The organism is Nostoc sp. LEGE 12454 (assembly GCF_056620565.1).
On sequence record NZ_JBWQXL010000050.1, the window covers coordinates 26,047 to 46,648 of the forward strand.

15 protein-coding genes and 4 tRNA genes are annotated in these 20,602 nt (G+C 42.1%); 6 read left to right on the forward strand and 13 right to left on the reverse strand.

From position 1 onward, the window contains the following. Positions 1 to 192 precede the first annotated feature (192 nt). Positions 193 to 2,496, reverse strand: a complete 2,304-nt coding sequence (locus AC1F2U_RS29650; protein WP_480264391.1) for an AAA family ATPase — start codon at positions 2,494 to 2,496, stop codon at positions 193 to 195. Positions 2,497 to 2,770: 274 nt separating this feature from the next. On the opposite strand from AC1F2U_RS29650, the gene AC1F2U_RS29655 reads away from it, so the two are divergent. Then, entirely contained in the window at positions 2,771 to 3,622 is an 852-nt protein-coding gene (locus AC1F2U_RS29655; RefSeq protein ID WP_480264392.1) for a peptidoglycan-binding domain-containing protein, read from the forward strand. Here AC1F2U_RS29655 and AC1F2U_RS29660 read toward each other — a convergent pair. The 6 genes from AC1F2U_RS29660 to AC1F2U_RS29685 all read right to left on the reverse strand — a co-directional run bounded on the left by AC1F2U_RS29660 (position 3,615) and on the right by AC1F2U_RS29685 (position 6,215). Beyond that, a complete protein-coding gene (locus tag AC1F2U_RS29660; protein WP_480264393.1) occupies positions 3,615 to 3,761 on the reverse strand; it encodes a hypothetical protein in 147 nt (48 codons plus the stop codon). The genes AC1F2U_RS29655 and AC1F2U_RS29660 overlap by 8 nt on opposite strands. Before the next feature lie 209 nt (positions 3,762 to 3,970). Further along, positions 3,971 to 5,572: a TROVE domain-containing protein gene (locus tag AC1F2U_RS29665; protein WP_480264394.1), complete on the reverse strand. Its 1,602-nt coding sequence runs from the start codon at positions 5,570 to 5,572 to the stop codon at positions 3,971 to 3,973. A gap of 37 nt (positions 5,573 to 5,609) precedes the next feature. Beyond that, positions 5,610 to 5,735: transfer RNA gene (locus AC1F2U_RS29670), tRNA-OTHER, on the reverse strand. A 28-nt stretch (positions 5,736 to 5,763) separates the two neighbouring features. Continuing rightward, a tRNA-OTHER gene (locus AC1F2U_RS29675) sits at positions 5,764 to 5,901 on the reverse strand. A gap of 23 nt (positions 5,902 to 5,924) precedes the next feature. Further along, positions 5,925 to 6,051, reverse strand: a tRNA-OTHER gene (locus AC1F2U_RS29680). Positions 6,052 to 6,101: 50 nt separating this feature from the next. Beyond that, a tRNA-OTHER gene (locus tag AC1F2U_RS29685) sits at positions 6,102 to 6,215 on the reverse strand. Positions 6,216 to 6,583: 368 nt separating this feature from the next. On the opposite strand from AC1F2U_RS29685, the gene AC1F2U_RS29690 reads away from it, so the two are divergent. After that, the gene (locus AC1F2U_RS29690; protein ID WP_480264395.1) at positions 6,584 to 7,309 is read left to right on the forward strand and encodes a hypothetical protein; all 726 of its coding nucleotides are present in this window, start codon (positions 6,584 to 6,586) and stop codon (positions 7,307 to 7,309) included. Positions 7,310 to 7,342: 33 nt separating this feature from the next. Here AC1F2U_RS29690 and AC1F2U_RS29695 read toward each other — a convergent pair whose 3' ends face one another. Both AC1F2U_RS29695 and AC1F2U_RS29700 read right to left on the reverse strand, forming a co-directional pair. Further along, positions 7,343 to 8,476, reverse strand: coding sequence for a quinone-dependent dihydroorotate dehydrogenase (locus tag AC1F2U_RS29695; RefSeq protein ID WP_480264397.1), 1,134 nt, complete (start codon positions 8,474 to 8,476; stop codon positions 7,343 to 7,345). 14 nt (positions 8,477 to 8,490) lie between these two features. Next, a complete protein-coding gene (locus AC1F2U_RS29700; protein ID WP_480264398.1) occupies positions 8,491 to 8,907 on the reverse strand; it encodes a hypothetical protein in 417 nt (138 codons plus the stop codon). Between the two features lie 133 nt (positions 8,908 to 9,040). Between AC1F2U_RS29700 and AC1F2U_RS29705 the strand changes: the two genes are divergently transcribed. The 4 genes from AC1F2U_RS29705 to AC1F2U_RS29720 all read left to right on the forward strand — a co-directional run bounded on the left by AC1F2U_RS29705 (position 9,041) and on the right by AC1F2U_RS29720 (position 14,909). Continuing rightward, on the forward strand, positions 9,041 to 11,965 hold the full coding sequence (locus AC1F2U_RS29705; protein WP_480264399.1) for a GAF domain-containing protein: 2,925 nt from the start codon (positions 9,041 to 9,043) through the stop codon (positions 11,963 to 11,965). Between the two features lie 763 nt (positions 11,966 to 12,728). Beyond that, positions 12,729 to 13,586 carry a PEP-CTERM sorting domain-containing protein gene (locus AC1F2U_RS29710; RefSeq protein ID WP_480264400.1) on the forward strand — a complete coding sequence of 286 codons (858 nt, stop codon included), beginning with the start codon at positions 12,729 to 12,731 and terminating at the stop codon, positions 13,584 to 13,586. A 397-nt stretch (positions 13,587 to 13,983) separates the two neighbouring features. Continuing rightward, on the forward strand, positions 13,984 to 14,256 hold the full coding sequence (locus AC1F2U_RS29715; protein WP_480264401.1) for a phosphotyrosine protein phosphatase: 273 nt from the start codon (positions 13,984 to 13,986) through the stop codon (positions 14,254 to 14,256). Beyond that, positions 14,253 to 14,909, forward strand: coding sequence for a flavin monoamine oxidase family protein (locus tag AC1F2U_RS29720; protein ID WP_480264402.1), 657 nt, complete (start codon positions 14,253 to 14,255; stop codon positions 14,907 to 14,909). The genes AC1F2U_RS29715 and AC1F2U_RS29720 overlap by 4 nt, the downstream gene beginning before the upstream one ends. 200 nt (positions 14,910 to 15,109) lie before the next feature. On the opposite strand, the gene AC1F2U_RS29725 is transcribed toward AC1F2U_RS29720, so the two are convergent. The 4 genes from AC1F2U_RS29725 to AC1F2U_RS29740 all read right to left on the reverse strand — a co-directional run bounded on the left by AC1F2U_RS29725 (position 15,110) and on the right by AC1F2U_RS29740 (position 20,445). After that, positions 15,110 to 15,553, reverse strand: coding sequence for a hypothetical protein (locus AC1F2U_RS29725; protein WP_480264403.1), 444 nt, complete (start codon positions 15,551 to 15,553; stop codon positions 15,110 to 15,112). A gap of 201 nt (positions 15,554 to 15,754) precedes the next feature. Next, the gene (locus AC1F2U_RS29730) at positions 15,755 to 18,298 is read right to left on the reverse strand and encodes a penicillin acylase family protein (RefSeq protein WP_480264404.1); all 2,544 of its coding nucleotides are present in this window, start codon (positions 18,296 to 18,298) and stop codon (positions 15,755 to 15,757) included. A gap of 122 nt (positions 18,299 to 18,420) precedes the next feature. Beyond that, entirely contained in the window at positions 18,421 to 19,221 is an 801-nt protein-coding gene (locus AC1F2U_RS29735; protein WP_480264405.1) for an ABC transporter permease, read from the reverse strand. 405 nt (positions 19,222 to 19,626) lie between these two features. Then, a complete protein-coding gene (locus tag AC1F2U_RS29740) occupies positions 19,627 to 20,445 on the reverse strand; it encodes an ABC transporter permease (RefSeq protein ID WP_480264406.1) in 819 nt (272 codons plus the stop codon). Positions 20,446 to 20,602 lie beyond the last annotated feature (157 nt).

Sequence of the window (20,602 nt, forward strand, 5' to 3'; positions counted from 1 at the left end):
TAGTCTTAGATCGAAAAGAATAGCGATCGCCCAATGATTACTAAGTTATATTACATTTTATTGACAAATTAAGCATATTGTTAGATGTACAAAACTTAGAAGTGCGATCGCTGGCGACAAGGTGTAACCCATTGCCTAATTTGGGCAGCAGCCATGCTAGAAAACAACTGGAAATGCGATATTTGCCGATAATTATGGGGAATCTAGTAAAGTTTGCATCTCTTCTGCATCCCTTGTCATTCCCAAGTGCTCAAAACTATTAATAGCCTGAGTTGATAATTGACAAGCTTTCTGGACACTTCCCCACTTTTTCTCCCAGCGGGCTAGAGAACGTTGATAACGAGCCAGACGCCGTTTATTATTACTGCTTTCGGCGACAGTTAAGCCTTTAATTAATAGCTTTTGAGCTTCATCGCGATCGCCTTGTTCGATGGCAATGTCAGCAAGCCAATTTTGAGCAGAATTAATCACCCGATACCAATTAATTTTTTCTGCACTTCTCATCACATCTTGAAATAGCTTCTTGGTTAAAAAATATTCCCCTTCTGAATAAAAGATTTCAGCCCGATGATAAAGCACGGGAATAAAATAGCGAATGTGCTGTCGTTCGTCTAGATTCGCCTCAATCACCAATTTTTCTTCTACCGTTAGCCAGTGGCGTGCATCTATATAATTATTCTGTCTGATTCGCAGTCTAGCCATACTTTCGGCTAAGTCAGCTTGAACGCATGAATCTGCATGGTCGCGTAAAACCCATGCCCGCTGCAATATTTCGTCTGCTTGTGTAAGACTTTGGGGCGAACACTCCCGAATCAGCAGCCAGGTTTTGCGGATCATGAATTTTACTAAAGATGACCATTCACCACGTCGTTCTGATTGTTCTATCAGCCATTGCAACCAATCGAGGCGATCGTCCCAATAAGCATAGAGATTGGCGTAGTGGTTCAAAAGCAACCATAAATCCCTAACTTCTGCATAATGGTCTTGGTTTTTACACCAATAGAGTACTTCGCGGAGATTTCCTTCCTCTTCCTTTAACCTGTTGTAATGTATCCAGTCCTCCCAATCTTCTCCGCCGTATCTGTAAGCAAAATTTAGATACCATTTCACCCACCGTTTCCGTGCTTCTTTCTCAAAATCTGGGTAAGCAGCTAATTGTGCTAAAGCATACTCACGAGTCAGAGAGAGCATTTCGTATCGCTTAGTTTCTTGGTTCAGATTCACTAACGAGAGTTGCTGCAAACGTACCAAGCCCTTACTGACGGAATCAGGAGCAGATGTCAGTCCAGCTACTTCAGCCACAGCAGCTTGGATAGGAGAGTCAGGAAAAATCGCCAATGACATTAGTAACTTGTGGGGTGGCTGTCCTTTCGTATCTTGCACTGATTTCTCAAAGCAAAAACGAGCCACATCGCCTGTAGCGGAGGTTAACTGCTCCAATACGAAGTTCAAAGAGTAGCCACTGGAGACTTGACCGAGTGCGTAGACAATAGCGAGGGGGATTCCTCCAGTGCGATCGTAGAGCAAGCTAGAGTCTTCATCTTGGATAGTTATACCTTTTTCTTCAGCTTGTTGCTGAATCAACTGCAAACCATCATTCAGGGGCAAGTTTCGCAGACTGATTGGCAGCAGGGCAATTCGTTCGCGGGTAGTAATTACTACTTTGACGCAAATGGGCAAATTGTATAGGAATTCTATAACCTCATCCCTATCCCTGTCTTCTATAGTCTCCATATTGTCCACAATCAGAAGCGTTCGCTGTTTAGAAAGACATTGGCGTACACGGTCAAATTGATCGTTGGGAGGAGATTGAATAATAGTAGAGTCGCTTAAAGCATTGGCAATCACGCGAAAAATCTCGCGCAGGTTATGCTGTCCTTGCTGCCGTTGCAAAATCATATCGGGAATCAATTCCTGTTGTTTGGCTGAAGTGAAAATAATCGCATCAAATCTGGGTGCATCAGAACTGTTTTCGTTACTAGCTTCTAAACATACGTAAGCAGCTGCTAATACCAGCGCCGTTTTCCCTACGCCACCAATGCCATGCACTGTAATCATGTGAGCGCCATGCTCTGGCGAAAGGCGTTCCAGTAGCTTTTTCATATCTGCCTCGCGCCCAATAAATTCTGTGTAGGTTGGTGATGGCAGATTGTGGGGGACAGCAACACCTTTGCGATATCCATGTCTCTCTAGAATGCAAATAAGGTTGCTTGACTTAACGCTGTTGTCTGGTTCTCCTGTCAAAGTTTCGATATCTCGATAGATATTGCTCAATCCCACTCTCACACTAGCGTTTTCCCTGCATAAGTCCTTACTTATCTTTGTCAAGCTATACCCACACAGCAACCCAAGTAACAGGTCTTTCTTAGTATTTTGTCTGTATCGCTTTTGAATTCTAGACTCAAAGTCAGTCAATAAACGATCTATATCCCAGTCCTGTAAAACCTTTTGATACCAGGTTTCAGACAGATTCCCACCCTCTGGCTCTTCTGACATAAATATCGCCCTATTAGTCTTTGATTAAATGTTGTATTACGAACATTTTAGTTGTATTACGAACATTTTAACGGACAAAATTTTCAGATATTGTATCAATCTATTTAACTTACAAAGTATTAACACGTTGTTAACTTTGCAACTGGCTATTAATAGTAAATATTCGTATATTAGTATCTAAATTGATTTTTGTCTTTAGTAGGTAGGGAGTTCCTCCAGATAATGCCTGCTTCTAATATCTAAAACTTCTCCAAACTGTTTGCTCAACAAAACTATGAAAAATACAACACTCAGGTTCTTAAGTATCTTATTTGGACTAAAACAATCCCGACGTTATTTCCCAGAAGAAAGACAAGTCTGTGTATTCAATAAACGTCCCATATTATACCGAGACTTTTCGCCAAACTCTGCACAAGAATCAATTAATGAACTACAAGAACGACTGCAAGCTCAGGGTTTTCTCTCAACTATTAGTGGTAAATTTGACTTAGAAACAGAAGAGGCTGTACTAAAATTTCAGAAAGCCAATAATCTTCAGGTGGATGGAGTAGTCGGGCCACTAAGTTGGGCTTGCCTTTTCTACCCAAGGCTTTACCGCAATCAGAAAAGTATGTCGCCAAAATTACAGGATGCTATTAAGGAACTGCAAACTATCCTTAATGAAGAAGGATTTTTCAAAAAAGAACCTGATGGATATTTTAGTCGGGAAACTGAAAGAGGTATTAAACGTTTTCAAAGAACTTATGGACTGAAAGATGATGGCGTAGTTGGGGCTGCGACTTGGGCTGTATTAATGGGAATGCGACAAAAAATAGATAACAAAAGCTTTCTCCAGTTAGTTTATTTTCTATCGCCCCAATCCTGGTTTTTTTGTGAGCAGTTTTTAATGATCTCTTTCATTATGTTGGGTATTTATTCTAGCCCCATAGGAAAAGATGCTCCTGAATGGTATATAGCCTTAGCAACTGCTTATGCACTCACCTGTATAGTGCCTTTTCTCTTGGATTGCTTACCCCTGAAGCCATCAAAGCAGACAAGCTTACCGCTTTTGCAATATGCTCCCTATGTGTTAACTGGTATCTTTTGGAAACCAATTATCAATTTCATGGGGGGATTATTTAATTAACCATTCGGTAGTTGAATATATGATGAGCGATCGCTGTGCTTTTAAAAATAGCGATCGCCTCAGTCGGGTAGGCGATCGCATCGCACATCGAAGACACCCTACTCTTACCCATCGCTGAAATAGAAAAACGACCATTCAAAAATTAAATCGCCTTCTTCTTTGCACTCTTGCGTGAGGTAAAAATCAAACAAAGGCGGGTGCGGGGATTGAACCCGCTAATCCCCACAATGGTGGAGATGTAACCGATAACCCTAAATTCTTCGTCCCCGAAAGGCAAGTTGCGAACAAGGATAACCCGCCATGAAGCATGAAGGATAAAGTGTTTCATCCTTTAACCTTCAGCAATATCTACAATTCACCCATAGCTAGCATCTGGATGATCCGAGGCGTACCTGGGTCGAACCCTGCTAAATCCCAAGACAGCGAATCTTCAGGATCTACCAAAGTAATTTGGTAAGGTGTCAAGGTGACATACACCGCTTTGACGTTGGGATTTACCTTTTTGCGGTACTCCTTCAGCGCTTGACTTGGATGCTTATACCCAGCCCAGCTTTCCGAGTCAGTCCAAAAGCAGACTACATCAGCTTTGAACTTATTTTTGATCATCCAGTCGTAAGCTACAGATGCATCCGTTCCACCTAAGTTTTGGTTGCTAACTTTGCGAACCGCAGAACTAAAACTATCTTTGGCGGTAATATCTAATTCACGGAATTCGGTAGCAAAGCCGCGAATTATGTAGTTTTTCTCTGCTTTTGCTGTTACGAGTGCCATTGTGGTAGCAATTTCACAACAAGTTAGTCCCATATCTGCAACCATGCTACCCATAGAACCAGAAACGTCTACGGCGTGCATGAACACTTTACCTGTGGGTTGCACAACATCAAAAGACAGTTCAACCGCCTTTTCTAATATGTCTACAATCCGAGGAACTGGGTTCCAAGTTTTCTTACTGCGCCCTAATGTCCCACCAGATTCATAAGTTTTGAGTGCTTTCAAAACATCAATCGGATGGATGCGGCCTTTACGCAGATGTTCTCTGCGATTAAGAACTGCTTCCACTTGCAGCAAATTAGCGCTTTCATCAGCTCGTAACACACCCAGTTCAGTTAAAGAACCTAAGTTACGTAACATTGCACCTATTGGCATTTCCTGAAATAGCAACTGCCAAGCAAGCTTATCCATTTTGCCCACAGGTGCAGCCATTTCGTGGGTTAAGCGTCCTTGGGAAATAGCTTCATGGGTTTGAGTTGGATTCCGCTTCAGCCACTCATACCACCAAATCTGCGCCAACGCCTCTGAGGGGATATCTGCTGGCAATTCTTCCCAGCCTCTAACTACCCACTCAAATAGTTGACGGTGATTTTCTGTAGGCGGTTTGACATGGAACAACCGCAATGCATCCCGGTGGGAGAAGCCTTGACGCTGTTGATATTTCAACAGTTGATAAGCTAAACCTTTGACATCTTCCCTGGAGAGCCAAGTTTTACCAGCTTCCCGCACTACTTTGCCAAATCCCCGCAGAGATTTGGTGTAGTTCAACCATTCGTAGAAGTGGCTACCAGTGCGGACAACTTGCGGGAAGATTTCACCAAACGCCTGTTTTGCTTCTGGTGCTTCACCCATCGATAGCAGCACCAAAGCTAATATAGGCGCACTGTTATTGATGGCGCGTCCATCGCTAGCATACAAAATTTCTTCCGCTACACGACCGGGATTTTCAGCAACAGCTTGTCTGACAACTGTCACAAAATCCTCAGTTAATTCCTGTTTACCAGCGTAGTAAGTGCTTTTTGCTGTGCCAACCAACAAACAACGGCGCAGCATTTTCCAAATACCAGCATCAAATATCCAGCCGCCGGAACGTCCCTGAACCATTTCTGCTTCTCGTCCGCGGATAGGTTGATTTTGGGGTGTAGTTGTCTTCTTTTTAGTGAAAAAATTGTAATTCATCGCTTCATCTCCCGGCCCTTGCGGGCAAAAATGAAAGGTGGCAGAGCAGGAATCGAACCTGCGACATCCGGCTTAACAGGCGATAACCCTAATTCGTCGGCCTTCTCAGGCAAGGTATGAACAAGGATGTTTTTCAGCGCTCTACCAACTGAGCTATCTGCCACATAAAAATTAAAAACACAAAATTTACTCTGGTGGAACAGGACTTGAACCTGCAACCTATGAATTAACGATAACCCTCGATTCGTCGGCCTTTGCAGGCAAGTTTGTGAACTAAGGACTATGGGAATTAACCCGTTCATTGCTCTACCAGATTGAGCTACCCACCAGATGAAAATTCAAAATTAAGTTTTGGGTGGCGGAGCGGGATTTGAACCCGCGACCTCTCGAACCCTAATCGATAACCCTAATTCGTCGGCCTTTGCAGGCAAGGGGTGAACAAGGATGTTTAGCGCTCTACCAAACTGAGCTACCCGCCACATGGAAATTCAAAATTTAAAATTCAAAATTTAAAATTCAGTACTAGATTTGGTGTAGTGGAGCGGGAATTGAACCCGCGACCTCCCGCTTGGCAGGCGATAACCCTCAATTCGTCGGCCTTTGCAGGCAAGGTGGGCGCTCTGCCATTTGAGCTATTCGCTACTAGTGAAAGCTAACTCCCTCATGAAAGTTGACTTGTATTACAAATGTAGTGCTAGTATTATCAGTTGTCAAGGGTCTGGGAAGCTAATTTAAAATAATTGCTTTGGAAAGAAAAGCTGAGATGTATTACGATCGCTCTCATCAAAACCCTCTTATTTTCTCTGGTAAAAACTTTCGCGCGTAGTTTACCGCCGTAGGCATCGCAGACCAATCTTATACGAGCAGAAGGGTGATAAGCCTATAACACTTACTGGGTAAAGATTTTGCCGAAACATTTGCCGCGACTTTGCCAAAAGATACAAAAAAGTGCCACAATTTTTGCCAAGATAGATAATATTATTTATTAAAATTCACTTGGCAAAAATCGGCATGAGTGAGAAACCCATAGAAGGTAACGGTAAGGCTTTTCTCGTTCTACTTTTGCCCATCTCGTTTTTGATTATTTTCCTAGTTGCCACTTGGAGAATTTTACTGGCGGTAATTGTGCTGGTAATTGCCTTCAAGCTTTGGCAGGAATATCAATGGCAACAGTGGACTCATCGAGTTAACCCAATTTTTCATCAATTAGTTCGTGAAAATCAGGGCAGACTGACGCCAATGGACTTGGCAATCAGGGGCAATTTTCCTGGAACAACGGCAAAACGCTACTTGGATAGTAAAGCCTCGGAATTTGGTGCCAGTATAGTCAACTCTGAAGATGCAGGGCAGTCTTATTACTTTATAACTGCCAGCATTCTCGGCAATATTCTTGATAGTAGTGAGCCTGTTAAAGAACTTCCGGCTCAACCAGTTACTAAAACAGCGCGATCGCTATTAGCACCACCGCCAATCCCACAGGAGGAGGAACCAGAAACCGAATCACCACCACAGACAACTCATGAAGAAGCTAAACGATCGCTGGAAAAACAGTTAATTTTTGGCTCTCTAATTCAATCTGAACTCGCCAAACGGCTAAATGTCTATTCCAGCACGGTTTATAAACGGCGAAACGATCCAGAGTTTCCTGAATGGAGTCGCAGCAAAGACCCTGATGGTATTGCCTGGTCATTCTCAGAAAAAACTAAGGAGTTTTTCCCAGTGGAGGAAGAAGGGTAAAACAATTCGTAATTCGTAATTCGTAATTCGTAATTAGAATTTTAGAATTTTTGTTTGTAAACCCACAGCTTCGTTGATGGAATTTAATCCGCTTTGTTCTAACTTGGAAACTAAACCAGCTAGAATTCGGCGTACCATCATTGGCCCTTCGTAAATCCAACCTGTATAAACCTGAATCAAGCTAGCACCAGCAGTAATTTTTTCCCAAGCATCTTCTGGGGAAAAAATACCACCAACCCCAATAATCGGGATTTGTCCTTGAGTTTGCTGCCAAATAAAACGAATTACCTCAGTGGAGCGATCGCGCAATGGTTCACCACTAATTCCGCCGGCTTCTTCCTGGGGTGATTTGCCTGTTTGGTCAATAACCTGGGTCTTGAGTCCATCACGGCTGATGGTTGTATTAGTGGCGATAATTCCTGCCAGTTGGTAGGTTTTAGCAAGATTTATAATGTCAGCGATCGCTTCCCATGATAAATCTGGGGCTATCTTGACAAAAATCGGTTTATGTGTTGTATTTTCTTGTTGTAATAAATCTAAGATGGCACTGAGCATAGAAGCATCTTGAAGCGATCGCAACCCTGGTGTATTGGGAGAAGAGACATTAACAACAAAATAGTCTCCCAAATCCTTGAGTAAACGAAAACTATCGAGATAATCCTGTGCGGCTGCTTCTAGAGGAGTTATCTTAGATTTCCCCAAATTTATCCCTATGGGTATCGCTCGAATTAACTCATGCTTTCTTTGTTTCAAACGTGCCGCCATTACTGCTGCACCACTGTTATTAAAGCCCATCCGATTGAGAGCAGCTTTATCCAACGGGAGGCGAAACAAACGAGGACGGGGATTTCCAGGCTGTGCGTGAAAAGTTACAGTTCCTAGTTCTGCAAAGCCAAAACCCAGGTTAGACCAAATGTCCGCAGCGACTCCATCCTTATCGAAGCCAGCCGCTAACCCTACCGGATTTGGAAAGTTTAGCCCAAACAAATTTTGTTCTAGGCGGGAATCGTACAGACATAAAGACTGCTTTAAGCGTTGGTTTATCCAACTATCAGGAGTTTGCGATAGCCAATTAAAACTGCGAATCGTCTGCTGATGTAACCACTCTGAATCGGTTTTTACCACATTAAACAAAAGCGGACGAATAGCAAGTTGATAAATATCCATTTCAATCCTTAACACTACGCTAATTCGGTAGACTGCCGCGCTTTTTCTTTAGCTTGTCGGAGTTCTTCTTTAGCTTGACGAAGTTCTTCTTTAGATTGCCGTGCTTCGTCTTTAGCTAGTCGGAGTTCTTCTTTAGCTAGTCGCACTTGTTCAGCAAGCTGCCGCATTTCTTCGGCAGAACTTCTCATTTCTTCAGCAAACTGCCGCATTTCTTCAACAGAATTTCTCATTTCTTCAGCAAACTGCCGGGTTTCTTCGGCAGAATTTCTCATTTCTTCAGCAAGCTGTCGCTGCTCTTCTTGTGAGAGCCTGGTATCTTCAGCAGACTCTCGCTCGTTCTCTTGTAAGAGTCTGGTATCTTCAGCAGACTCTCGCTTTTCCTCTGAGACTTGTCTCTGCTCCTCTTGAGCATCAGACGGAGTTTCGCCCATTTCCCTAGCACTCCATAATCTAACTTTAACGAACCTGTTATCTACAACTTTTAGCAAACACCTGTGGCAATATTACTCAGGGTGCTTTTCTGGGCATCTTATATATTACAAGTTATGTTAACCAATAAATCAGATGGGGCAGCCGCAAAAACCTATAGCCGCCGAACAGCAGATCCTCTCTTTGGGGCGCGTCCTCCAGAGCCTCAGAGAAGAAGATGATGTTGACGTTCTGATTGAAACTACTATTTCTTATCTCAAAGAAGAGTTTGACTACAAACTGATTTGGATTGCTCTTTACGATCGCCTGAATCACATATTATTCGGAAAAGGAGGCATCACACCCGATCGCGACATGAGCTTTTTACGCCAAAGAGTTGTTCTTAGTCCTGGGGATTTATTAGAACAAGTAGTAATTGAACAGCATCCTTTAGGCGTAGCTGATTTGCAAACTGAAATCCGCGCCGCCGAATGGCGAAAAATGGCCGAAAAATTCCACATCCAAGGAACGATTATTTTACCAATTCGCTATAAAGACCGTTGCTTGGGCTTGGTATTACTGGGTTCAGAACGCTGGGGTTACTTACTGACAGGAGAAACAAAAGCACGTTTGATGATGGTTTTAGGTGAACTGGGGGCAGTGCTTTATCAAAATGAGATGCATAAGCACCAAAAGCAAACCAGGCGAACTGACGAACCATTATTAGAATTGCTAGAAAATTTACGCACTCTCAGCAACCTGAATCAAAGACTTGAAGCAGCGGTGCAAGCAACTCATAAGTTTGTCTCCCCCAGCCGGACAAATGTTTATTGGTTTGAGCGAGAAGGGCGCTACTTTTGGTGTCGAATGAGCAATCAGCTGGTCAAAATGGATCGCAATTCTAGCAGTCAGCAAGCAGCAGGAATGACTGTACAAGACTTGAGCGATTTTTATTATGCTTTGGCAGTTAACCAAATAGTCTCCATTGGTGAAGCCCGCAGTTCTTTAAAAAGCCATTTTACGGCTAAATTGCTGGAACGGCTAAAGGTGCGATCGCTCCTGGCAGCTCCGATTATCTGGCAAAAGAACTTAGTCGGTTTTCTGGCGGTGGAAAGCAATGAACCTCGCATCTGGACGGACACAGACAAAAATTTTGTCCAGGGTGTTGCTGGTTTAATCTCCCTAGTTACACCTACCGAAAGCATGGAAAGTACGATCAAACAGATTCAAGAGGATGCTCAACTGACTAGCCAAGTTGCCCAAGGTATCTATAGCGAACATGACCTTCAGACAACTTTACATAGTTGTGCTAAAAGAGTTTTAACTCGATTAGGTGCTACCCGCTTTTTGCTGTTGCAGTATGACCCCGAACAGAAGAATTATCAATTTATTTACCAAAGTCAGCCCCAAAATCGTCGCCCGTTGACATTTACCCTTCATACTCTCAAAGAATTAGATGGGCAGCTTTTGCAAAGTTCAACTCAAGCGGTGGAAATTGAGAACTTAGATGAAGATTTACGCTTTTTTAACTGGCGACCCTCGTTGTTAGAGAATAATGTGCGATCGCTACTTGTTTGTAAATGCACTCACGAGCATATACCAGCAGCACTTTTGCTGATTACTCATGAAAGCCATCGTTCTTGGACAACTCTAGAAAAAGAATTGCTGTGGGCTGTCAGTCAACAGATTGGTGTAATTGTTCGTCAGTGGCAATTACATAACCGCACCACCCAGCAGCAAAAAACTTCCCAGGCCTTTGAGCAATGCTTACGCATCTTGACACAATCCCAAAACAGCATTGAGGTCGAAAAAAAGCATTTAGAATCTACAGCCCTCGAACAAATAGCCTCAATTTTGGGCTGTCCCCTCGCGCTAATGCTATCTTGGGCACCTGGTGAAAGTCGGGCAGAAATTATTCCTGGAGTGATTGACAATAGCCAATTTGGGATTTTTTCTGATGTATCTATTTCTATCCAGGCTGAAGCCTTAATTCAGTGGGCACTTGCTACAGAAAGTTACCTGACTTTGAAGGTGGATAATTTACCTCCAGAAACCCGGAAATGGTTGAATGTTCCAGACAAAAGTCAAATTTTGGTAATGGCATTACGTACAACTGCTGATTATGAAACCACTGGTATCGTGTTGCTTGTAGACTATCAAGAGCGTCGCTGGTCAGAACAAAACCTCAGTGCAACAGCAACTCTGATTTCTCAATTAGCCTGGTGGCGTCGTGAAAAGCAAATTACCCGACTTTTAGAATCTACAACCGAAGAATTACGACAACTCAACTGGTACAAACATCGTCGTCTAGAGGAAATTCAAAGAATAACGGCCCATTCCCTTAAACAAATACACGATTTGGGCATTCCTGCAAATGAACTGACTCAGATGCGCTACCAGCTATTGCTGCGGCAGTTAGATCATACAGCCACCTCGATGAGTGGAATGCTAAAACTCGAACACTGGCAGCTACACATTAGTTGGGAAACTATGCCCATAGCCAGTTTACTGAAGCGATCGCTCGAACGGATCGAAAATTTACTTAAACAACAAAAGCTGTGGATTGGTGTACATGGTTTGGGACAACCAATTGACGAGCAAGAAGCACCCAAGAATTCTTCATTAGTTAGAGGCGTTCCTCCCTCCAGCGCTCAATCTGCAATGGCGATCGCTGGTGATATTGTCAAAATTGAATTAGTTATCCATGAATTATTGGTTACTGCCTGTAACCGTTCTCAAACCGGTAGCAGAATTGATATTTGGTGTCGCCGTTTAGATGCGTCAAAACCCTTAGATATAAAATATTCTTCTTCTACAACTGGAGGGGCTGAACATCAGACATCGCTAGAACTATCGATCACATATAACGGTGCGATCGAACCACAGTTACTCACGGAACTACATGATAATACACCTAAAGATGTGCTTGTTCCTTCCAACCTCGACCAACCACCAGCTTTACATCTGGCGATCTGCCAAAACCTCATGCAAGAACTAGGAGGAGAGTTGAATTTCTATCAGTTACCAGATAATCGGGTAGTCAGTCGCTTGTTGTTGCCGTTAGCTATTCATGATTCTTAGTGCAGCTCTGCCTAAAATCGCGGCAATTGAGTGTTGAAATTTAAACCCAGATGCACTTCTCTACGAGACGCTACGCGAACGCATTCCCGCAGGGAAGTTTAATAAAGATGTGCTGTGGTTAATCATTTCATTTGTACGAGAACTGCCATAACTCCTTGATGCAGTCTCATACCTATGGCGCTCTCAAGGCAATCGAACACTTTTGGGGATTGTCACCGTCTAAGGACTAAGGGCGATCTTTAGACTATGCACTTGAACCGAACCGTATTGATACCAATCCTGACTTCGATAATTGGTACAGGCGATCGTTGCTTGATTTTACAGTGAATTGCTTGCTCATCAAAGGATGCTCTGGCACCAACATCACTTATGTGAACTTATGTGAACTCCTCCCTACTGAATTTGTGAACTTCTCCCTACGGAATCCTTACGTAAATTCCAATTAAAAAACGCTCTTTTTTACTCAGGCTTTACAAGAAACTAGTGGATACACGACTAGTATGGATATGTAACCAATTAACTGTACCCCAAGTTTAATAACTAAATTGCTTATACGGTTATTACTTATATAAAGGTGCATAAATGGTAAATAAAAATTAGTCCTTAGCTAGAAGATTTCTTCTACATCAGACAAATATGGCTTGAAAAGTTCCCAAGCTGTGCATCCTGCTTGCCTAAACTTAGCTCTTACTCATTAGTAAGGCAGTAGACAAGCGTGACAAATTTGCAATCTTAACATCATAAAAGAGAAACAAAAAATTGTATGAAAAAATACACTCAAGTTGTAAAGCGTTTTTTGGCATTGGCTACTCCAGCGATCGCTACTTCGATATTGGCAACCTTACCGAGCCAAGCTGCTACCATTGCATATTCTGAGTCAAAATTCAACATCAACAACTTTAGTAGCAGCCCTTTAGATGTTAGGACTTTGACTGATACTTTGACCAACACAATTAGTACAGGTGGTCAAGTAACTGCTGATGCTAACGCTGAGGCTAAGTTTAATATCGATGCAAACAACTCTGCCTCCAATTTGTCCTTCAGCCAAGCTCAAGGTCAGGGTGATGGCTATACAGGGATGGCGGAAAGCTTTGCTGGGATCATTGGTTATGATTTTATAGTAGACAAAGAGTTTTCTTTTGATTTCAGTGGCTTATTTAACCTTAAAACATCCATTGATGATGCAGTGACTGAACGTGCAAATGCTCGTGGAGAGTTCTTATATGAGTTGTACGACAGCGATAGTGGTAGTCTTTTAGACTCTTTCAAGATTTCTGGAAATTTATCAACTATAGGTAACAATGATGCTTTTGTATTTGAACCGAGTAGTAACATAACTCTTGATTCAAATCAGACTACTATTGATAAATCTTTTGGCGGAACACAGGAATATGCTTTGACTAGCTTTAAGGGTAAATATTCCCGTACTTTCGATAAGTTAACTCGTTTAACCTTAATAGAATCTAAAATTAATCAGGTGAGCGTCTATACTGTCCCAGAACCCTCAACAATTCTAGGTTCGGTGTTTACTTGCACTATGTTTGGTGCTCTCTCGATACGCAAGCGTAAAAGAGCTTCTTCGGCTGCGTTGTTGGTTAATAAGGATTTAAGGTCTGTTTAAGTAGGTAGGCACGAAAAAATCCACCTATGTGAAGGTAAGTAAATACGTAGAATGCATCTACCGAGGTGATTTATATATGGGCGTCCGTTTAAGGATATTCTTGACTCTTCAGCAAGACAGAACTCTGTTAAAGCTAACAACTGCGGATGTACCACAGAAAGTAGATCGAGCAGAAATAATTAGGCTAAACGCACATGGCTGGTATGATAAATACCACCATTGCCTATGCGGTCATTGATGGCGTTACAACTAGGGGAGAAAAAGGAAACTATAGTACACAACGCGTAAAATTTAACTCTATTACCTATGGTTAAGTTTTCGTTACATAGTTATAAATTTTCTCGCCTAGCTACTTATCTTTAGCCAGAATAAACTGCGAAGTCCCACCGCCGAGGCTGTGTTTTCTGAATATGAAGGACTTGAAACGGACTCCGCAGACTTAGACTGCTATGCCGAAGTACCATTATCAACGGAGGCTATTCAATGGGCTGATATTATCTTTGTGATAGAAAAATCCCATAAAAATAAACTATCCAAAAATTTTCAGCTTTTTCTGAAAGATAAAATAATTATATGTTTAGAGATACCAGATGAATATGAATATATAGAACCTGCTTTAATTGAGTTGTTAAAACAGAAAGTTTTACCTCTATTAAAGATTAAAAGATGAATATTCAAGAAGCTTTTAATATTGCCGCAGGAGCGATCGCAGAATTAGGATATGGTGCAAATGCGAAAATAATTACAGCCTATCAACAAAAATTGTGGCGCACTAAATATAACTCAACAGCAGCAACATTTACTGACACAGGCTTTCAAAGCACCTGGGAACCCAGTCGCTACCAAAAAGGCTCCAAAGGTCTGATTACTAACTTTACTGGTGGTGAACATGGTTTATCTTTGGGCAAAGGTTCAGCAGAATCTCAAGCCCAAATACTATTACCACAATTAGATCGGATTTTCCCCGGAATCAAAAATCTGCGTCAAGCTCAAGCCATTCGCGCCTATTGGCCTGGAGAGCAATATACACGAGCCTCCTATGCTTGCTATTTAGTCGGACAATGGACAGGGATAAGTGGAGCCGAACAAAAACGTGTAGGTAATCTATTCTTTGCTGGCGAACACTGCTCTCCGTCCTACCAAGGGTATATGGAAGGGGGTTGTAGAACAGGTGAAGTTGCAGCTCGGAGAATCCTCAAAGATTTAGGTTTGCGAAATATCCCTGCTCAACAGAAAAAACCAATTAATAGCAATCAACTAAATCGCTATCATCCTAGAATTCCAAGAGACGAACGTTTTTCTCACGACTACACCGAAGAGTAAAGTACTTAATTCCTCAGTAATCAATATAGCGCTCTCAAATGATTCAGAAGCTAGAAGTCAGTATATTCATTATTTCTAGCTTCTAACTTTCTAGTCCAGAGCCGATTACATACAATCAAGAAAAAGCACCCGTTGGTAATTAATCCCACAGCATTGCCCAATCCAGCACTGATAATTGCAGAGGTAGGAGCAAGAGTTGATTATTTACCAGAGCAATAGCTATTAATTTCGTTGACTATTGAACTTTCTTCGCTACTACTCTTTTGCAGAGATACCAAAAAGCCCTTTGCTGCTGGTAGATTCTTTTTATCTATGGCTGTTGCTGCATTATTCAATTCTTTGCTGATGTTCTGATAAAGTGTGAGAAAGCGTCCTTGGAAACCTTGCAATTTTTCATCTTTAATTTCCAGTGCTTTCATCTCTTTCGCAAGTGGATCTATCTTAGCCGAAAGTTCAGTTAGAGCTTTGGAACCTTTGGCAGGATTGGGATTTTTAGCGAATTCCTGACCTAGAGTAGATGCCTGATTGGCAACCTTGATAACTTTGTTACATTGAGCAACTTTACTTTCGCCACAACCTGCAAATAATAAAGCGATCGCAGTAGTGACTGAAAGTATAAAACTTTGCTTAAATACGTGCTGCATAGGTTCTATGATCTCCAACTATGTTTCGTGAAAGTTGGGCAGTAGAAATGGAGGATGGCGAAAATACTTTTTCTAAAAAGAATCTTTATTTTTGTTTTTAACTCTCTTTCTGCCCTGTTACTTTATACTTCATTTTTTCGAGAATGCGTATGTAATTACACGCAAATAGCCTGATTTGAAATTTTATAGTCGTGTTGTCCTTTATCCTGCTACTTTAGGAATTAACTTCAGTATGGCAGTAGTATTTGCTGTAACATTCTTTGATTCCCATAACATCTGGTGGTATTCAATTTTGCGCCAGGGTTCAACCATATCCTTGTAGTGGTTATGGAAAGCATGTCCTGATTGCCCTGGGGTGTGAATTCCTACTGAGTTATCCAAATTTCCTAAATCTACAATCATCCGCAGTGAAGGAATATCAGTCACCTCAAAGGATTTGTTTGCTATCCAGCGGTTAGCATTTACTGTTTCGCCGTTACCAGATGTAGCAAATGCACCACGATTAAATAAAGCCTCAATCGGTGCAACCCCAGATTTACCCAAGGTGGCATTCCGAAAAGTAATGGTATGCAGCTTGCCCCAATTCCATTTTTTCGGGTCTTTGCTTTGAATTCGTTCTAGTTCATCTACGGCTCCTACAAAAGACTGCCGGAGGATTTGGTCGCGGTTCTCAATTTTTGCGGTGTTGCGGTTGTCCCACCAAGCACTGTTGGGCTGTTTGACCAAATTTGCTACCACAGCATACCAGCGATCGCCTCCATCAGGAAAGTATGTTTCAGGCAATTGATCGTGAAATGTATCTGCTAACAAGTGTTTCCAGAATACTTCAAATAGGGCAGCAACAGGCGATGTCATTCCTAACTGCAAATTCCAATCTTGCAGCAGTTTTTGGGCTGCTTGCAAGCGGGGAGTATTAACAGCGATCGATTTTAGTAGTGGCACTAATGTCTCTGCATTGAGATTGCGATTATCACCCTGTATCTGCTGCACATCCTTCAGGGAAATCGGTTGCGTTTGTTGTGAAATCATTTCAACAATCCGCTTGGCTCGGTAGCCATAAACCCAGTCTGCGGTAATCAAGTAAAGATATTCACGGTTAACTAAATTATTGGCAGTAGCAATATAACCTGGGGATGGATTAAAGCTTTTGGGCAATTTCTCAAAGTCAATATAGCCTTGCCACTCATATTCATCCGTCCAACCAGGAACGGGATAACGCCCATTTCCCTTAGCGCGGATGGGGAATTTACCAGGCATTTGGTAGCCAATATTGCCATCAATGTCAGCGTAGACCAAATTTTGAGCCGGGACATCATAATTGCTGGCAGCAGTGCGGAATTCCTGCCAGTTTTGAGCGCGATTGATCTGGGGAACGGCATACGCTAATTTGGAAGGTGCTAGGGCTGTCCAACGCAGGGCTACGGCGTAATTTTGCGGTAATTCTAGCGGCTGATTTGACTTGAATTGCTTTAGATTTGGCGAAACATCAGAGAGAATCGGCCCATGTCGGGTATAGCGCACCGTTTGCACAATCGGCTGACTTCCGGCTACTTGAATCGTCTCTTGCACGAGTTGCATATCAACCCATTTGCCATTGACCTCATACTGATTGGAGTTTTTTGGGTTGATTTTCTCAATGTATAAATCCATCACATCAGATTGTACATTGGTGACACCCCAGGCAATGCGATCGCTATGACCGATAATTACCCCAATCATTCCTGCAAAGGAAAAGCCAGAAACGTTGTAGGGGCATTCTGCACTCTTCGGTGTACAGTGCAAACCAACCTCGTACCATATAGAGGGAATTTGCACACCTAAATGCGGGTCATTCGCCAAGATTGGCTTACCTGTTGCCGTTCGCTGACCAGATATTACCCAGTTGTTCGAGCCAATGCCTATTCCCGTGGGTCCGATGAGTTGTTCCAAAGCAATCATCGGCTTAGTAATTGACTCTATAGCAGATAATACATCTGGAGAATTGAGAAGTGCTTCAACATTATTGTCCCTTCCTTCCTCTGCTTCCCCTTTTCCTTGCTGCAACTCAGGTAAAATCACTGGCAAGTCTTTAGGGTATGGTGGAAAAAGTTCCTCGACTTGATTTGGGGTAAGAGTTTTGAGCAAAATAGCACGTTCAATTTCGCTCTCCAAATTTCTGCCCAAGTCGTAAGCCATTACCTTACCCCAAGTCAGAGAATGCAGTATTTGCCAAGGTTCTGGCTTATACCCAGGATTGAGAAACTTTAACACAGCGTATTCTAGACTCAGGGCGCTGCCTTGATGCTCAGTCAAATAGGCATTGACACCATCGGCGTAAGCTTGCAGGTATGCCTTCATCTCTGCATTAATTTCCTGAATTTCTTGCTGTGCCACCCTCGCCCAATCCATTGTCCGCAGATATTTATCAGTATCAACCTGAGAAGAACCAAACATTTCTGAGAGTCGCCCAGAACCAATATGTCGCCAAAAGTCCATTTGCCAAAAGCGGTCTTGGGCGTGGATATAACCTTGCGCCATAAATAAATCGTGGGAATTGGCAGCAGAAATATGAGAAATTCCCCATTTATCGCGCTGGACAGTTACTTCCGCTTTCAGTTCAGGTAATTGAATTGTGCCACTTTCTTGAGCAAAGGATTGACGCACAGTGTAGGTGAAAAATCCCACAAACAATAGTCCTAGCACTAACAGGAAAATCAGGGTAATTTTGAGTCTTTTACGTAACCAACTTTTCCTGGAGTTTTTCATTTGAGCTTCCCGTGGCATTGTTTAGTGGAATCAGGTAATACTACAAAGTATTTAATCAGAATCTTCAGAAAAGCACGATCTGCTCATTTAAAATGTACCTGAGTTCACAACTAAAATTTTGTTTAGCTACCAGTAGAACAATAGTATCGCTCTCCTATTTTCCAAAGCTGGAGCGCAACTATTAGAAAGATAATGCCTGCGATTGGCGATACATAACAAAACCACAAAGGCACTAAAAAAGCATCTTCCTTTTCAAGTACTGCAAGCAAAGGAAAATAACTGACGCAAGCAAGCGGTATTAAGAAAGTAAAGAATCGCTGAAACCACTTGCTATAAATTGCAAGAGGGTACTGAGCCGTTTCAACTCCTCCATAAGTGAGGATATTCATAATTTCGAGAGATTCAATAGTCCAGAAGGTGATGGTTGCTTGCATAATAACAATGCCAACAAAGAGCGTAACCCCACCAAGAAATGAAGTGCCTAAAAGCCATAAAGTTTTAAAAGTTAAAGAAATGTGGAGAGATGAAAGTGACCACCACATAACAACAATTCCTTGAAACAGTCTTCCGATTCGTTTCAAAGTAAATTCTTTACCTAAAAGTTGAAGTGCTGTGGTGCGTGGACGAACAAGTAAACGGTCGAAGTCTCCACTTTTAATTATTGTTGAAAATGAGTCAAACCCTTTTCCAAGCGCATCAGCACAGGCGAAAGAAATATTAACTACTCCATAAAAGAGAGCAATTTCATTTAAAGTCCACGTACCAATACTATTAAAACGGCTAAAAAGTGCCCAAACTCCAAAAAATTCAACAGCAGTTACTAAAAACTGCCCTATGACTTGCAGCCAGAAGGAAACTTTGTACTGCATTTGCGACTTGAAAGATACAGAAATATATCGAAGGTAAAGCAAAAAATCATTCATAGTCGCTTTATTCCTTTTACCCGAAATCAAGGGATCATCTCAACGAAAGCAAATATACCAAGCGATTATAAATCGCGGCTACACAAACGTTCGCGTAGCGTCTCGCAGAGAAGTCCGCCTACGCAGACTCAAAGAATTTGAAACCCACGGAGGTGGGTTTTGTTTGTATAGCCGCGAATTTCATTCGCAAGAGCAGGCGTGTTTTTACACTCATTGAGATGCTCCCGAAATCAATTACCTAATACCAATTTAATGTGAAGCTGCACTAAATGAGTAACTCTCTATTCTTGGCGCTCTTGGCGTACTTGGCGGTTCGTTTAATATTCTGTGCATCTTTATACAGAATTGGTATAACCTATCTTCCTACTAAAAAAAATTACGAATTACGAATTACGAATTATTTACTTATCCTCCCTGAATTACAAGCTTCCTGATGCCATATCTCACAAGAACACGCCCAAGGATAATAATGATAACTATCCAGAAAGTTTGATGCAGTAAAATATTAAACAGGGCGTTTGGTTGAAGATTACCAGTAAAAAGACGAAAAGGTTTGTCGATTAGTCCTGAAAAAGGAAGTGCATTCAAAAAAGGCTTGCTCCACTCAGGAAAAAGTGGCAACGGAACAATCATGCCAGAGAAGATACTAACAAGAGTAGGTAGAATACTATTAATTCCCTCGCCCGAAATTGTCCACATCATTGATACAGTCAGAAGCATAGTCAATGCAGACGAAAGTAAAATTGCGCCAATAAAAGAGATAAAAAAGGCAACAAAAGAAGCAAAGGAGGGTGGAAAAGAAAGCGACCATTCATCAAGCCCCAAAAAGGGAAAAAGAAAAATTGTGACTCCAAGAAGCGGAATGCTACGAAGTATCAGGGGCGTTGTGCGAAGTGCCAAAGCGCGAGTAAACCAAAAATTATAAAGGTCAGTTGGTCGAAGAAGATCGTATCCTACAGCACCAGTTCGGATGAGTTCTTGAATATCTTTATCACCTCCCCAAGGGACAATTGCCATCAAAAACGCCTGTCCCAGCCACACATATCCTACAGCTTGTTGAAAAGTCATAGGTTGAGCAGAAGTTGTATGAGTAAAGAATGCCTGTAAAACCATTACTTTTACTAACCCCCAGAAAAGCTGAGTTCCAATGCCTGCCAAAGCAGCAGCACGGTATTGCAACAGCAGTGTAAATCTAGCAACAAACAGCGACCAATATGCTTTCATGGGACAATTCCTGCTGAAATTGCATAAAGTTGTTGAACTAAGCTGAAGAGTCACCTCTTCAACTCGTCTTCAAAACCGGACGTGAGACTTTCGCCTCATCCGGCTCCTCAGTTGTGTGGCTTCTGTCATAAGTACCTTGTGAATCATGGTTTGTTTT

Bases quoted from the DNA above. Each gene is read 5' to 3' on its own strand.
- AC1F2U_RS29650 (WP_480264391.1), bottom strand. From the start codon at position 2,496: ATGTCAGAAGAGCCAGAGGGTGGGAATCTGTCTGAAACCTGGTATCAA.
- AC1F2U_RS29655 (WP_480264392.1), top strand. From the start codon at position 2,771: ATGAAAAATACAACACTCAGGTTCTTAAGTATCTTATTTGGACTAAAA.
- AC1F2U_RS29665 (WP_480264394.1), bottom strand. From the start codon at position 5,572: ATGAATTACAATTTTTTCACTAAAAAGAAGACAACTACACCCCAAAAT.
- AC1F2U_RS29690 (WP_480264395.1), top strand. From the start codon at position 6,584: ATGAGTGAGAAACCCATAGAAGGTAACGGTAAGGCTTTTCTCGTTCTA.
- AC1F2U_RS29695 (WP_480264397.1), bottom strand. From the start codon at position 8,476: ATGGATATTTATCAACTTGCTATTCGTCCGCTTTTGTTTAATGTGGTA.
- AC1F2U_RS29700 (WP_480264398.1), bottom strand. From the start codon at position 8,907: ATGGGCGAAACTCCGTCTGATGCTCAAGAGGAGCAGAGACAAGTCTCA.
- AC1F2U_RS29705 (WP_480264399.1), top strand. From the start codon at position 9,041: ATGGGGCAGCCGCAAAAACCTATAGCCGCCGAACAGCAGATCCTCTCT.
- AC1F2U_RS29710 (WP_480264400.1), top strand. From the start codon at position 12,729: ATGAAAAAATACACTCAAGTTGTAAAGCGTTTTTTGGCATTGGCTACT.
- AC1F2U_RS29720 (WP_480264402.1), top strand. From the start codon at position 14,253: ATGAATATTCAAGAAGCTTTTAATATTGCCGCAGGAGCGATCGCAGAA.
- AC1F2U_RS29725 (WP_480264403.1), bottom strand. From the start codon at position 15,553: ATGCAGCACGTATTTAAGCAAAGTTTTATACTTTCAGTCACTACTGCG.
- AC1F2U_RS29730 (WP_480264404.1), bottom strand. From the start codon at position 18,298: ATGAAAAACTCCAGGAAAAGTTGGTTACGTAAAAGACTCAAAATTACC.
- AC1F2U_RS29735 (WP_480264405.1), bottom strand. From the start codon at position 19,221: ATGAATGATTTTTTGCTTTACCTTCGATATATTTCTGTATCTTTCAAG.
- AC1F2U_RS29740 (WP_480264406.1), bottom strand. From the start codon at position 20,445: ATGAAAGCATATTGGTCGCTGTTTGTTGCTAGATTTACACTGCTGTTG.